Genomic DNA, 13,706 nt, shown 5'->3' on the forward strand with positions numbered 1-13,706 from the left:
CCTCCAGCGTTGAACTTGAGCGTAAGGCACTCAAGTTTCACAAGCCAGGAGGTTTCGTGCCCGAGAACTTCAACCCCAACGAGGGTTCAAACGCCGAGGGCGGCAGCAACTCGTTCGACGAGTTCCTCGCTCGCTACCTCGAAGGCGAGCGCGCCGCCCGCGCCGGGCGCTCGATCGACCTGAGCAAGCTCATCAGCCGGCGCACCCAGGAGTTGCTGGCCGAAGCCGGACAGTACGCGATCCAGCACGGCCACCGCGAGCTCGACGCGCTGCACATCCTGCGCACCATCGCGCCGCAGCAGCCCGCATCCGACGCCATCCGCGGCGTCGGCGCCGACCCCCGCGCGATCGCGGCGGCCGCCGAGCAGCGTCTGCCCGCCAACAGCAGCGACCCCGTGACGCAGCCCGCTCTGACCCAGTCGGCGCAGCGTGCGCTGTTCCACGCCTACCAGGTGGCGCGCGCATCCGGCTCGACCTACATCGACCCCGAGCACCTCTTCTTCGCGCTCGTGATCAACCAGGACTCCCCCGCCGGCCAGGTACTGGCTCAGGCGGGCGTCACCCCCGACGCTCTGCAGGAAGGGATGCGCCAGAACGTGAACACGGGCAGCGAGGGCGCCACGAACGGCGACCCGACCCAGACGGCCGGTGCCGACGGCGCCGACGCGTCCGAGACCCCGACCCTCGACAAGTTCGGCACCGATCTGACCGAGCTGGCCCGCAACGGCGAGCTCGACCCCGTGATCGGCCGGCTCGACGAGATCGAGCAGACCATCGAGATCCTCTCGCGCCGCACCAAGAACAACCCCGTTCTGGTCGGTGAGGCCGGCGTCGGCAAGACGGCGATCGTCGACGGCATCGCCCAGGCGATCGTCGACGGCTCGGTGCCGGAGCAGCTGCGCGACAAGCGCGTGGTCTCGCTCGACCTGCCCGCGATGCTGGCCGGAACCCGCTTCCGCGGCGACTTCGAAGAGCGTCTGACCACGCTCATGGACGAGATCTCGGCCCACAAGAGCGAGATCATCGTGTTCATCGACGAGATCCACACCGTCGTCGGCGCCGGAGGTTCCGGTGAGGGCGGAATGGACGCCGGCAACATCCTGAAGCCCCGCCTGGCGCGCGGCGACCTGCACCTCGTGGGCGCCACCACGCTGAAGGAGTACCGCGGCATCGAGAAGGACCCGGCGCTGGAGCGTCGTTTCTCCCCCGTCACCGTCGGTGAGCCGTCGCTGGACGACTCGGTGCTCATCCTGCAGGGCCTCCGCCCGGCATACGAGGAGCACCACGGCGTCTCCTACACCGACGCGGCGCTGACCGCGGCGGTGGAGCTGTCGGCTCGCTACGTGAGCGACCGCTTCCTGCCCGACAAGGCCATCGACCTGATCGACCAGGCAGGGGCGCGACTGCGTCTCTCGCTCGGCAAGATCCCGGCGGTCGTCGACATCTCCGCTCTGCAGGCCGACCTGGCCTCGCTCGAGAGCGCGAAGAACGCCGCCGTCTCGGCCGAGCACTACGAGGAGGCGTCGCGCATCCGTGACGAGATCGAAGACGTGCAGCAGCAGCTGGCGGAGGCGACCTCGGTGAACCGTCGCGTCGCATCCGAGCGGGCCGCGGGCGGCATCGACCTGGATGCCGTCGTCGACGAGGCCGAGATCGCCGCCGTGATCTCGCGGGCCACCGGCATCCCGGTGTCGCGTATCGGCGAGGTCGACCGTGAGCGTCTGGCCGCCCTCGAGGGCGAGCTGCACGAGCACGTGATCGGACAGGACGACGCCGTGACCGTCGTGGCCAAGGCCGTGCGCCGCAACCGCACGGGCATGGGCGACGCGCACCGGCCGATCGGTTCGTTCCTCTTCCTCGGACCCACCGGCGTCGGCAAGACCGAGCTGGCGAAGACCCTCGCGGCCTCGCTGTTCGGGTCGGCGTCGAACATGATCCGTTTCGACATGTCGGAGTTCGGTGAGCGTCACACGGTGTCGCGTCTGGTCGGTGCCCCTCCCGGGTACGTCGGCTACGACGAGGCCGGTCAGCTGACCGAGCGTGTGCGCCGCAACCCCTACTCGGTGGTGCTGTTCGACGAGATCGAGAAGGCGCACCCGGATGTCTTCAACCTGCTCCTGCAGGTGCTGGACGACGGACGCCTCACCGACGGTCAGGGCCGCACGGTCGACTTCCGCAACACGGTCGTCATCATGACCTCGAACCTGGGGTCGGAGTTCCTGGCCTCGCGGTCGGGGGCGATGGGATTCGTGGCTCGCGCTGCCGACGGCAGCGACGGCAACGGTTTCGGCTCGGACAAGGCTCTGCGCGACCGCGTGATGGGCAAGCTCCGCGAGGCCATGCGACCCGAGTTCCTCAACCGGATCGACGAGATCGTGCTGTTCCGCAAGCTCGAGAAGGCGCAGCTGCGCTCGATCGTGAGCCTGCTGCTGGGTGCCACGCGTGCCCGGCTCGACGCCCACGAGATCGAGCTGACGGTGACGGATGCCGCGATCGACTGGATGGCCGACAACGGCTACGAGCCCGAGTACGGTGCACGGCCGCTGCGTCGGGTGATCCAGCGCAACGTCGACGACGCGATCGCGGATCTGCTGGTGACGGGTGAGCTCGTCGACGGCGGGTCGGTCACGGTCGACGCGGCCTCCGGGTCGCTGACCGTCAGGGCTGACGCCGAGGCATTCGCCCAGGCTGCGTAGTCCCTCCTGGAAGGGCCGGACACTTCGGTGTCCGGCCCTTTCGCATGCCTGGACGGGTGTCGGAGGTCGGGGTCACACTAGGGGCACCGAATCGAAGGGAATCTCATGAACACCCGACTCACGTCTGTCGACCCGGCCTCGATCCCGCGCAGCCCCGCCTTCACGCAGGGCATGATCATCCCCGCGGGACCGACGCTCCATGTCGGCGGCCAGAACGGTATCGACAGCTCGGGCACGTTGCTCGACGGGCTCCGGGCGCAGACCGAACAGGCGCTGCGCAACGTGCTCGCCGTGCTGGCCGAAGCCGGCACCGGCCCCGAGTACGTCGCCAAGCTCACCATCTACCTCACCACCGGCGTCGACCCGAACGAGGCCTACGCCGCGAGCGCCGCCGTCTGGGGCGAGCACCGCACCGCGGTCACGGTGATCGCGGTGCCGGAGGCGCGCCCCGGCGTGCTCGTCGAGATCGAGGCGGTCGCCGCCATCCCGCCCGCCTGATCGGTCGAGGGCGTGGCACCTGAGTACCGTCCTCCTGCCAACGGAGTACCGGGATCTCCCTCTTCAGGAGGATTCGCCACAACCCGGCGCACGCGACGATGGAGGAACCGGCACGGAGCCGGGTGAGTCCGGTGAAGTGTGGAGGATCGAGATGTCGCAGGTGTGGTGCATCGTGAGTGACGACAACGAGACGGCTCGGGAGCTCGCCGAACCGCTGTTGCGCGAGGGGCGACAGGTCGCCCTGCTCTCCCCCGACGTCAGCTCGTTCGCGATGCTCGTGAACGAGTGGGGCGACGCGGTGGTGTCGGCCGAGATCCGCGAGCCGAGCATCCTCTCGCTCAGTGACGCGCTCTGGCAGATCGAGGAGAACTTCGGCTCAGTCGACGTCATCGCGCTCGTCGACGATTCACGCCGGCCCGCCCGGGTTCAGGATGCGGCCGAATTCTTCGCCGCCCGCTGGCCCGACGCCGACCTCGTCATCGTCGCCCCCGCCACCGCGCCGCACTGAGCCAGCCAGGGTGCGGATGGGAGTGGGAGTCCCACGACGGAACGACTACTGTCGACGAGACCGGGCGTTGGACGCCGGGCCGAGTGAGGCGGAGGAGGAGACGCGTGAGATCGATCGGACGCGCCACCGTCCCGCTTCGCGTCGTGGGAGTGGCCGGCGTCGTGCTCGGCGTGCTTGCACTGCTCGGCGCCCTGCTGCTTCCGCACAACATGACCTGTACGAACACCGGGGACTGCCGCACCACGAACGACCTGTTGTTCGGCGTGGCCATGCTGGGCCGGATCGTCGGCGCTCCGTTCGCGGCCGCCGGCAGCTTCGCCCTCGGCCTGAGCCTGGTGACGGCCGCGTTCCGGCCGGCAGCGCTTTCCGCCCGTGACGTCGATTCCGATCCGCGCCGGGAGGCGACCATGAACCGCGACCTCGACATTCCCGATGCCATCCCCTCGGTGTTCGCGCCGGCCCGCGCCCTGTGGACCTTCGCGATCATCCTCTTCACCGTCTGCGCCGCCGCCGCCGTCTTCGTGTCACTCCCCCTCACCCAGGTCGCGTTCGGCAGCAGCTGCGACGAGAACGGATGCACCTACTCACCCCTCTACACCGTCATCCAGGTCGCCGGATTCCTCGCCCCGAGCATGATGATCGCGGCCCTGTTGATCGCCACCCTGGCCATCGTGGCGAGCACGATCAACCGGCATGGCGGCATCCGTCTCGGTGTGCAGGATGCGTCGGCAATCGATCGCGACGATCCCGACCGGCGCGGCGGCTACCGCGACCCCGACGCCGAACTCGACGAGCTCCTCAACTCGGCCACCGATGACCTCGGCCGCTCCCGCTCCCGCGGCCCGGCCACCTGGCGCGGCGGCGACCTCACGCCCTTCATGCGGCCGTCAGGCCACGAGCAGCACGGGGACTGACTCGGTCAACGGCGGGTCACGGCCCAGGCCGGATCGGGGTTCCGGCGGGCGCAGGGCTCGCGAGCGAGACGGGGGCCAGAGCCGGAGGTCGGCCGGCCCACGGGCGCCGATTCTTCGCAGACACCGTCGGTCAGCTGACGATCACGACTCGCGCTCGGTGCCCCCCGGAGACGGAAGGTGCTCGATCGCGGGGCCGATGGCGGTCGACGCCCGAGCGCGCATCCGCGGACGCGCCGTACGCATCCGATTCGGCCGCCAGGCCCGCCAGGCCGCGGCGAACCCGCCTGCGGCGCCGGCGACCACCGCGACCACGATCGTGATGGTCGTCGCCTGCCACGAGCCGAGCAGCAGGGAGAGCACGATCCAGGGCACGGCCGTGCCGATCGCCACGATATGCAGCACTGAGAATCCGCGACGACGGATGGCGCGCTGCCTCCACCCCGGATGCGCGGAGTGGCGCCGGGCCCGGCGTCGCGCCTGGGCGTCGAGCACCGGCCACGCGAGCAGGGCGACGAGCGCCGTCCACGCCCCCGCACACAGCCCCACGAGCAGGCCCGCGAAGTTGACCGACGGCCTCGCATTCATCGCACCGTCGGCGACCACGATCACCGCCAGCTGATAGGAGAGCAGGGCCGCCACTGCCGACGCGGCCGCTCCATGGAGAACGAACCAGCCGCTGCGATCGTCGGCACCGCCGAGAGTCCCGCCCTGGTCGTCATGGTGCGGTCCGGACGCCGCTTCGGGCGCATCCGTCCCTTGTGTTTTCGGGAACCCCTTTGTTCCGCGCATGTGTATCCTCGCTTCTTGCACCGGCGACGCTGCCGGTTCGGGTCGCACCCGCACGAGGCGGGGCGGGGAACGGATGACCACCGGGCCGGCACGCATCCGTTCGCTACCTCAGTCTTACCGCGCGGAGAACCCGGCGTCCACCAGCAACGCCACACCTGTCGTTCGCGGGCGTCGTGGCGCGCGACCGCGCGCCGAGTCAGGTCAGTGCCGCCCGCAGGAATCGCGCACGGTGAGTCCGACCGGCACCACCGTCGAGTGCTCGAACCGCGCATCCGGAGCGTTGAAGCGCTGAAGGGCCCGCGTGGCGGCGAGCTGCCCGAGGCGGGCCGGGTCCTGGTCGATCACGCTGACCGAGGGCGTGAGCCGGTCGGCCATCGGGAAGTCACCGAAGCCGACGAACGCCAACCCCGACGCCTTCAGCGCCGTGAAGGCGTGCATCGTGACCCGCGCGTTCGACGAGAAGGCGGCGGTCGGCGGTTCCCCCAGACGCGCGAGTCGCGCGAGCTCGCGCCCGGCGCCCTCGTCGCTGCCCGCGTCGAAGGCGATCAGCTGTTCGTCGAGCGGCACACCCGCGTCGGCGAGCGCTTCGCTGTAGCCGTCGAGCCGACGGCGGGTGCTCGGCGGATGCGTCTGGTCGCCGAGGAAGGCCACCCGGCGATGCCCGTGGTCGAGCAGGTGACGGGTGGCGAGGTAGGAGCCGTGCCGGTCGTCCTCGACGAAGGAGTCGGCGTCGAGGTCGGTCGGCGCGCGGTCGACGAACTCGATCGGGGTGTGCTCGGTCCAGGGCGCGAGCCACGCGTGGTCCGACGCGACCGGGGCGAGGATGAGCCCCATCAACTGCGTGCGCAGCAGGGCCTCGAGCACCGGACGCTCCCGTGCCGGGTCGTCGCCGATGCTCGTGACGAGCGTCGTGATGCCGCTCGCCGAACAGACGCGCTCGACGGCGCGCACGACGGCCGCGAAGAAGGGGTCGACGACATCCGGAACCGCCACACCGACACTCGAGGAACGGCCCGCCCGAAAGGTGCGCGCGAGAACGTTCGGCACGTAGTTGAGGCTGCGCATCGCCTCCTCGACCCGGGTGCGGGTCTCGGGCAGCACGTGCGGGTCGTCGTTGAAGACGCGCGAGACCGTCTTGGCGCTCACGCCGGCGCGCTGGGCCACGTCGTGCATCGTCGCCACGTGCGCTCCCTCCGTGCCGACTCGGTGCGGCCTGCTCCCCGGGCGACGACAGGCTTCCGTCGTCGCCCGAGAGAGTCTACGGGCGGGTTGCTCCGACCGGACCGGCGAGCACGCCGTCGATCACGGATTCGAGCTCGAGCAGGCGGGGCAGGGCGCGGCCGGTGAGCAGGTCTTCGCGGGTCTCCGAGGAGATCGAGAGGCTGTCCTTCCAGAGCGAGCGGCCGGCCATGGCGCCGCGGGCGCCGTTCTCGACGGCGGTGCGCACCTGGCCCACGAAAGTCTCGTGGTCGACACCGGCCGACAGCACGGCCCACGGAACGCCCTGGGCGGCGGCGGTGACGGCGGCGCATCCTTCGGGCGAACCGGCGTACTGCAGCTTCAGCACCTTGGCGCCGGCGGCGACGGAGAGCTCGGCCGCACCCTCGATGAGCGAGGGGAAGACGGCGGCGTACTCCTCGTCGGTCTCGCCGTCGAGCTGGTAGGTGAGGATCTCGACGATGAGCAGCACACCCTCGGCCTCGCACTCCTTCACGAGGCGCGCGATGTCCTCGAGCACCACGGTCTCGTCGTCGCGACGGTCGGCGCGCAGGTACCAGAGCATCTTCGCGGCGTCGCCGCCGAGTTCGCGAACGCGGCGGGGGGTCACGCCGTCGACGTAACGGGTGCGCTTCAGGCCGTTCTCAGTGGCGAAGCCGGAGGCGTCGAGCGCCACCACGAGCCCGGTGTCGCGGGCGAGGGTGCCGTCGTCGACGACGCGCGGCAGGGCCGTCTCGGCGTCGAGGAGGATCGCGGGAGCCGCGTTGCCGAGGTGGCGCAGCAGGTCGGACTTGGCGTCGGCCAGACCGTCCTTGGTGATCGAGTCGGCGCCACCTGGGGCGTCCTTCATGACGGCCTTCATGCCGTTGCGCTGGTCGGCGGCGACGATGAGCATCCCGCCGGCGGGCGTCGAGATCTTGGCCATCGCGCGGCGTTCGAGTGAGTTCAGTTCGTTCACGGGAGGTTCTCCTTGGTGAGGGGGTGGGACAGGATCGGGGTGAGCAGGCGGGCGGCGAACAGTGAGGCGCCGTAGGCGGTGTCCTGCGAGCGGTCGGAGACGCGCACGTTCGGCAGCACCTGCTCGCGGGCACGGCGAACCGAGCGCATGCTCGCCCAGCCGCCGGTGAGCAGAGCGGATGTCGCGGGCGGCACCTCGCGGTCCATCACGTCGATCAGCACCGCGATCTCGTCGTTGCCGTGCCGGAGCACCGCGCTGAAGAGATCGGCGGGGCCCGCGCCATCCGCGTGCATCACGAGGCGCAGCACGCCGTCGTCGTTGCGGGCGCCGGCGACATCCACGTCTCCGGGCTGCAGCAGGCCCTCGAAGGGCTGCTCCATCACGGCGGCGTCGAGGGCGTCGCGGCCGTCGCGGTCGGTGACGCCGACGAGGTGCAGGGTGCGACGCATGAGCAGGCCGGTCTTCACGCCGGCGACGAGCACCCACTTGCCGGGAACGACGTGGCGCACGCAGTTGATGAAGTGCTCGGCCAGGCGGTCGCGGGCGTCGAAGGGCAGGGGCTCGTCGAGCACTCGGAGCAGGACCTCCGCGGTGCCCATGGAGACGTGGTAGCGGTCATCCGCGAACTCGCCCGTCGAGACGGCAGAGACGAGGTGGTCGTGACCGGCCACGGTGAGGCGGGCGCCGGCGACGGACTCCGGGAGCCCGGCCGCGGTGGCCTCGCCGAGCGGGGTTCCGGCGTCGACGAAGGGCGGGATGAAGTCCTCGCTCACGCCGAGGTGGGCCATCAGTTCGGGCCAGGGCGCTCCGGTGTCCTGGTCGAGGAGGCCGGTGCGGGAGGAGAGCGAGTACTCGGCCGCCGCGCGGCCGCCGAGGCTCGCCACGACGAATTCGGGCAGGTTGAGCCACTGGGCGCCGCGCAGGTCGAGACCTTGGTCGCGCAGGTGCAGGAGTTTGATGACCGAGACCTGCACGCCGAGCGGCAGGCCGGTGCGGCCGGCGAACTCGATGCGGATGCTCGCGGGCAGCGCCTCGACCTGCTCGGCGCCGCGCGGGTCGAACCAGGCGATGGCCGGTGCGATCGGGCTGCCGTCGGCGCCGAGAACGATGCCCGACTCCCCCATGCCCGAGACGGCGACGGCCTCGATGCGGGCGTCGGGACCGCGGAGGTCGGCGAGTCCGGTGGCGGCGAGGGCGAGCAGTTCGTGCACGGTGGCGAGGAGGTCGGCGGCTTCCATCGTGGTGGTGCCACCCGGGCCCGGACGCCACGGGGTGGGGAGCTGGCGGATGAGTACTTCGGCGCCGGCGTCGTCGGCGACCAGGATCTTCACTCCGGTGCTGCCGAGGTCGAGGCCGGCGACGAGGGTGTTGGTCACGGTGGGCTCCTGCGGAAAGTCTGCGGTGGGGCGATGACTGCCGCGTCTGCCTTGACCGCCATGTCATCGATGTCATGGTGACTCTAACACACGCATGTCATCGATGTCATGCCTTCTCTCGGAATTCATCCCGGGTGCGCGCCGCGCCGTCCTCCGGTCAGGCCGAGGCGTCCTCGTTTGCGCCAAGGAGTCCTCCCTTTCGGGAGGAGCTGCGTGACCCGAACCCCGGATACGGCCGTCGTTACCCGCAGCTCCTCCCGAACACCGGGCCAGCGGCCATTCCGGAGGAGCTCAGCCGTACCGAATCCGAAAACGGCGCCGGTTCGGCTCAGCTCCTCCCGAAAAGGAGGCGTGGAGCCTCAGACGGCGGTGTAGCCGCCGTCGATCACGATGCTCTGGCCGGTGAGGTACGACGAGGCATCCGACGCCAGGTACACGATCAGCCCGTGCAGGTCTTCGGGCTGCCCCATCCGCCCGGCCGGGATCGTACCCACCCACTGCGCCGCCAACTCGGGGTTCGCCTCGGTGAACTCACGCGTCATGTCGGAGAGGAAGTAGCCCGGCGCGATCGCGTTCACGCGGATGCCCGAGGGCGCCCACTCCACCGCGAGCGACGCCGCGAGGTGGCTGACCGCGGCCTTCGACGCGTTGTAGGAGGCCTGGAACTGCGGCTGGTTCACGATGAACGCCGACATCGACGAGATGAACACGGCGGAGGACGGCAGCCCCGCCGCGAGCGCACGCCGTCCGAACGACTGGGCAGCGAAGAAGGTGCCGTCGAGGTTGACCGAGAGCACCTTGCGCCAGGTCTCCGGCGGCACGTCGACGCTCTCGCCCCAGATGGTGATGCCGGCGGCCGTGACGAGCAGGGACGCCGTGCCGAGCTCCTCCTCGGCGCGCGCGAAGGCCTCGTCGACCGCCGCGGGGTCGGTCACGTCGACGACGTACCCGCGCACCTGCACACCCGATTCGGCGGCGAGACGCTCGGCCGACTCCTCGACGATCGGCAGCAGGTCGAGCAGGGCGACGTTCACGCCCTGACCCGCCAGCGCCGTCGCCAGCGAATAGCCGAGCCCGCGGGCTCCTCCGGTCACGACCGCGGTGCGGCCTCTCAGGTCGTCGAACATCAGGACTCCTTCGTCTTCGTCGGTGGGGGCAGGACGCCGGTGCAGCGGATGCGGGTCGCTCGCGTCATCAGATCTCCTGGTCGGTCGGCAGGATGACGAGGTCGCGGATGGTGACGTGCCGGGGACGCCTGAGCATGAAGAGCACCGCGTCGGCGACATCCTCAGACCGGATGCCGGTGCGATCGCCCACCTTCTGGTCGACGCCGTCGGCGCCCTCGGCGAATCCCCACAGCTCGTTCAGCACGACGCCCGGTGCCACGGCTCCGGCACGCACGCCTGTGCCGACGAGCTGGCGCCGGAGGGTGTGCACGAACGATTGCATGGCGTGCTTAGTGGCGGAGTAGACGGGTTCCCAGTGGATGTCCTGGTGCCCGGAGACGGAGCTCGTCACCAGCACGTCGCCCGTACCCGCCGCGATGAGGTGCGGCAGGGCGGCGCGCACGGTGGCCATGGCGCCGAAGACGTTCACCGAGACGAGCTGCTCGATGGTGGCGGGGTCGGTGTCGACGAAGTCGCCGCCCGTGTAGAGGCCCGCGTTGGCGAGGACGTCGTCGAGGCGGTCGAACTCGGCCAGGGCCACGCGCACCGCTTCCTCCGAGACGGCGGCATCGGATACGTCACCGGCGACGATCCGCGAGGGACCCGGGAGGGCGTCGGCCACGGTTCGGAGTCGTTCCTCCGAGCGACCCACGAGCACGAGTTCGGCGCCTTCGGCGGAGAGTGCGTGGGCGTAGGAGCGGCCGATGCCGGAGCTGGCGCCCGTGATCAGGGCCACGCGGCCGCGCATGCTGCCGGCTCGTTCGTCGGTGGTGGTCATCGGGTCGCTCCATCCGGGGTGGGGTCGGTGAGGGGGGCCGTGGTGCCGGCGACGGCTGGGACGACGCTCGCGGCCGGCGGGGTGGCGGCGGACGCAGGCGCTGTGGCTGCGGACGCGGTCGGGGTGGCTGCGGACGCGGTCGGGGTGGACGCAGACGCGGCGGACGCGGACGCAGGCGCGGCGGACGCGGACGCAGGCGCGGCGTTCGCGCCGGCGAGGGCCGCACGGCGCAGGAGCTCGTCGGGGCGGGTGTCGATGCGCGCCACGTCGGCGGCGGCGAGGAAGACGGGGCCGCCGGCGGGCAGCGATCCGAGGATGACCTCGGCCACCTTCACTGCCATCTCGGTGATCTGCAGCACCTCGGCGGTGCTCGCTCCGAGGGCGAACATCCCGTGGTTCTGCAGGTACATCACCTTCGGCGCGGAGCCTGTGGCGGCGACCCGGTCGCGGAGCATCCGTCGCACCGCCCGAGCGAGTTTCAGACCGGGGTCGATGCAGGCACCAAGAGCGGATCGGTGCCGAGCACGACGATCTGGTCGGGGAACAGCGACCCGTCGACGAGCAGCGAAGCGCGAAGCGAGCAGAGGAGGGCGTTCACCGGAACCGGATGCGTGTGGCCGACCGCGTCGACGCCGGGAAGGTCGAGGCACACGGCGTGCAGCAGCGCTTCCACGGAGGGGCGGCGCCCGCCCGAGGAAGCCGAGGCGAAGAGGGTCCGCACGGCCTCGTCGTCGGCGGAAGCATCTGCACCTGGATCGGCATCAACATCGGCGGGGGTGTCGGCCATATCGCGATGCGCTCCGGCCGGGGCGTCCACCAACCGCAGCACCGCGGCGGCGTCCATCTCGACGAAGTCGGCCGCCTCGGCGATCGCCATCGACGCACCGGAGGCCTTCACGAGCATCCGCCCGTCACCGAGCGCCACGGAGGTATTGCCCTCGGCGAGCACGGCCCAGCGACGGTCCGGCCGGCCGAGCTGCCGGGAGAGCTCGACGAGAGCGGTGGTGGCGCCGTCGGCGATCGCGCTTCGCCCGGCAACGGCGTTGCCCAGCGCGGCGCCGTCACGCGCGACGTCGCCGGCCGCGGTCTCGCGTCGCGCGGTGTCGCGCGATGCGATGCCGCCGACAATGGTGTCACGGGGCGCCGGCTCGCGACGCGAAGAATCACTGGCCGAGGTGCCGGCGGGCGCAGAGTCGGTCGGCTCGGGGAGATTCGTCACACTGTCGTCCTGTCATCGAGGCGATCGGGATGCTCGGACCGCGACGGCTCGTAGCGCGCGACTCCACCGCCGGCCGAACCGCCCGCGGCGTACACGGCCGCCAGGCTCGAGAACTCCCCCGCCGCCACGAGCTGTACCGCGAGGTTGCCGAACGCCGACGCCTCGGCGGGGCCGGCGATCACGGGCAGTCCGGTGCGTTCGGCCGTGCGCCGGCAGAGGAGTTCGTTGCGCGATCCGCCTCCGACGATCCGCACCGAGCGGACCGGCGAGCCCGTCAGCCGCTCGACCGCGAGCGCCGCTTCCGCGTAGGCAGCAGCGAGGCTCTCGATGATGCTGCGCACCGTTCCGAGCATGCCCTCGGGCGGCGCCTGGCCCGACTCCGCGCAGAGTCGGGCGATGCGCGCGGGCATGTCGCCCGGTGCGAGCAGGCGCGGGTCGCCGACATCGAAGACGGGCGCTGCGAGGTCGTCGCGCGCCGCCGCTTCCTGGACGAGAGCGACCGGATCGAGCGGATGCCCGAGCTCGTCCGACCACTGCCGCACGCACTCCACCAACAGCCACATTCCCGCCAGGTTGCGCAGCAGCAGCGTCGAACCGGCCACACCGCCCTCGTTGGTGAATTCGGCTTCGAGAGCCTCGGCAGTCAGCACGGGTGACTCGAGGCAGAGCCCGGCGAGCGACCAGCTGCCGCTCGAGACCAGCAGTTGCGTGGCATCCGGTTCGGCGAAGGCCAGCGCCGACGCGGTGTCGTGCTCCGCGACGCGGAACACCGGCACGGGAGCGGCGGCGCCGATGCGCTCGGTGATGTGGGGCAGGGTGACACCGGCGGGTGAGCCGGCCGGAAGCGGATCGGGAAAGGTGAAGTCGTCGAGACCCCAACCGCGGATGAGCTCGGGTGACCATTCGCCCGAGCGGGCGTCGAGCAGCTGCGTGGTCGACGCGATGGTGCGCTCGGCGCCCACCTCGCCGGTGAGGAGGTGCACCCAGAGGTCGGGGACGAGCAGCAGCGTGCCGCCGCGGACTCGCTCCGCGCGCAGGCGGTAGGAGGTGTTGATGGGCTGCGGCGGGATGCCGGCGATCGCGTAGACCCGCTCCGCGGAGAGCGCAGGCACGGCCGACTCGGCGTCGGCGGGGCCGTCGGGATCGGCGCCCCGGTGGTGGTCGACGTGGCCCCGGAACTCCGAGGCGGGCGACGAGGCATCCAGCAGGCCGTAATCGACGCCCCAGCTGTCGACGCCGATGCCGGCGAGCACCCGACCGTCGGCTTCGGCGGCGCGCACGGCCGCCGCGAGTCCGGTGAGCGTCTCGTCGAACAGGCGCTCGACGTCCCACCGCAGAGTGGCGCCCGGCACCAGGGAGTCGGCACGCGGGCCGTTCGCGAAGCGGTGCACCTCCGTCATCCGCACCTCGCCGTCGTCGACCAGGCCGAGCATCACCCGTCCGCTCGAGGCACCCAGGTCGACGGCGGCATAGGCACGCGGGGAGGATGCAGCGGCGGGCATGTCACTCCCTCGTGAACGGTGGTGGCGCGGCGCGCCGACCGCGGTTGGCACACTCCCAAATGTTATTTCTTGTGAAATGTAGCA

Annotated in this window: 13 protein-coding genes; 4 read left to right on the top strand and 9 right to left on the bottom strand. The window is 71.1% G+C overall.

What is annotated here, in order from left to right:
• The first annotated feature begins 56 nt into the window (after positions 1 to 56).
• The 4 genes from ACFJGU_RS00440 to ACFJGU_RS00455 all read left to right on the top strand — a co-directional run bounded on the left by ACFJGU_RS00440 (position 57) and on the right by ACFJGU_RS00455 (position 4,616).
• Positions 57 to 2,696, top strand: coding sequence for an ATP-dependent Clp protease ATP-binding subunit (locus tag ACFJGU_RS00440; protein WP_382306671.1), 2,640 nt, complete (start codon positions 57 to 59; stop codon positions 2,694 to 2,696).
• A gap of 105 nt (positions 2,697 to 2,801) precedes the next feature.
• Positions 2,802 to 3,194: a RidA family protein gene (locus ACFJGU_RS00445; RefSeq protein ID WP_382306673.1), complete on the top strand. Its 393-nt coding sequence runs from the start codon at positions 2,802 to 2,804 to the stop codon at positions 3,192 to 3,194.
• 151 nt (positions 3,195 to 3,345) lie between these two features.
• Positions 3,346 to 3,702: a hypothetical protein gene (locus ACFJGU_RS00450; protein ID WP_382306675.1), complete on the top strand. Its 357-nt coding sequence runs from the start codon at positions 3,346 to 3,348 to the stop codon at positions 3,700 to 3,702.
• Between the two features lie 104 nt (positions 3,703 to 3,806).
• Positions 3,807 to 4,616: a hypothetical protein gene (locus ACFJGU_RS00455; RefSeq protein ID WP_382306676.1), complete on the top strand. Its 810-nt coding sequence runs from the start codon at positions 3,807 to 3,809 to the stop codon at positions 4,614 to 4,616.
• 141 nt (positions 4,617 to 4,757) lie between these two features.
• On the opposite strand, the gene ACFJGU_RS00460 is transcribed toward ACFJGU_RS00455, so the two are convergent.
• From ACFJGU_RS00460 to ACFJGU_RS00500, 9 genes are all read right to left on the bottom strand, one after another.
• Entirely contained in the window at positions 4,758 to 5,405 is a 648-nt protein-coding gene (locus ACFJGU_RS00460; RefSeq protein WP_382306678.1) for a hypothetical protein, read from the bottom strand.
• A 201-nt stretch (positions 5,406 to 5,606) separates the two neighbouring features.
• Positions 5,607 to 6,578 carry a LacI family DNA-binding transcriptional regulator gene (locus ACFJGU_RS00465; protein ID WP_382310470.1) on the bottom strand — a complete coding sequence of 324 codons (972 nt, stop codon included), beginning with the start codon at positions 6,576 to 6,578 and terminating at the stop codon, positions 5,607 to 5,609.
• 85 nt (positions 6,579 to 6,663) lie between these two features.
• On the bottom strand, positions 6,664 to 7,581 hold the full coding sequence (locus ACFJGU_RS00470; protein WP_382306679.1) for a hypothetical protein: 918 nt from the start codon (positions 7,579 to 7,581) through the stop codon (positions 6,664 to 6,666).
• The gene (locus tag ACFJGU_RS00475; protein ID WP_382306680.1) at positions 7,578 to 8,957 is read right to left on the bottom strand and encodes an L-fuculokinase; all 1,380 of its coding nucleotides are present in this window, start codon (positions 8,955 to 8,957) and stop codon (positions 7,578 to 7,580) included. The genes ACFJGU_RS00470 and ACFJGU_RS00475 overlap by 4 nt, the downstream gene beginning before the upstream one ends.
• A 359-nt stretch (positions 8,958 to 9,316) precedes the next feature.
• Positions 9,317 to 10,084 carry an SDR family oxidoreductase gene (locus tag ACFJGU_RS00480; protein ID WP_382306682.1) on the bottom strand — a complete coding sequence of 256 codons (768 nt, stop codon included), beginning with the start codon at positions 10,082 to 10,084 and terminating at the stop codon, positions 9,317 to 9,319.
• Positions 10,085 to 10,151: 67 nt separating this feature from the next.
• Positions 10,152 to 10,901 (bottom strand): SDR family oxidoreductase, encoded by a 750-nt coding sequence (locus tag ACFJGU_RS00485; protein ID WP_382306684.1) that lies wholly within the window; start codon positions 10,899 to 10,901, stop codon positions 10,152 to 10,154.
• Positions 10,898 to 11,356 carry a hypothetical protein gene (locus ACFJGU_RS00490; RefSeq protein WP_382306686.1) on the bottom strand — a complete coding sequence of 153 codons (459 nt, stop codon included), beginning with the start codon at positions 11,354 to 11,356 and terminating at the stop codon, positions 10,898 to 10,900. The genes ACFJGU_RS00485 and ACFJGU_RS00490 overlap by 4 nt, the downstream gene beginning before the upstream one ends.
• Before the next feature lie 23 nt (positions 11,357 to 11,379).
• Positions 11,380 to 12,120, bottom strand: a complete 741-nt coding sequence (locus ACFJGU_RS00495) for a class II aldolase/adducin family protein (RefSeq protein WP_382306688.1) — start codon at positions 12,118 to 12,120, stop codon at positions 11,380 to 11,382.
• Positions 12,117 to 13,622: a rhamnulokinase family protein gene (locus ACFJGU_RS00500; protein ID WP_382306690.1), complete on the bottom strand. Its 1,506-nt coding sequence runs from the start codon at positions 13,620 to 13,622 to the stop codon at positions 12,117 to 12,119. Before ACFJGU_RS00500 ends, ACFJGU_RS00495 begins: the two co-directional genes overlap by 4 nt.
• Positions 13,623 to 13,706 lie beyond the last annotated feature (84 nt).

It is taken from the genome of Herbiconiux sp. UC225_62 (genome assembly GCF_042694625.1).
GTDB lineage: Bacteria > Actinomycetota > Actinomycetes > Actinomycetales > Microbacteriaceae > Herbiconiux.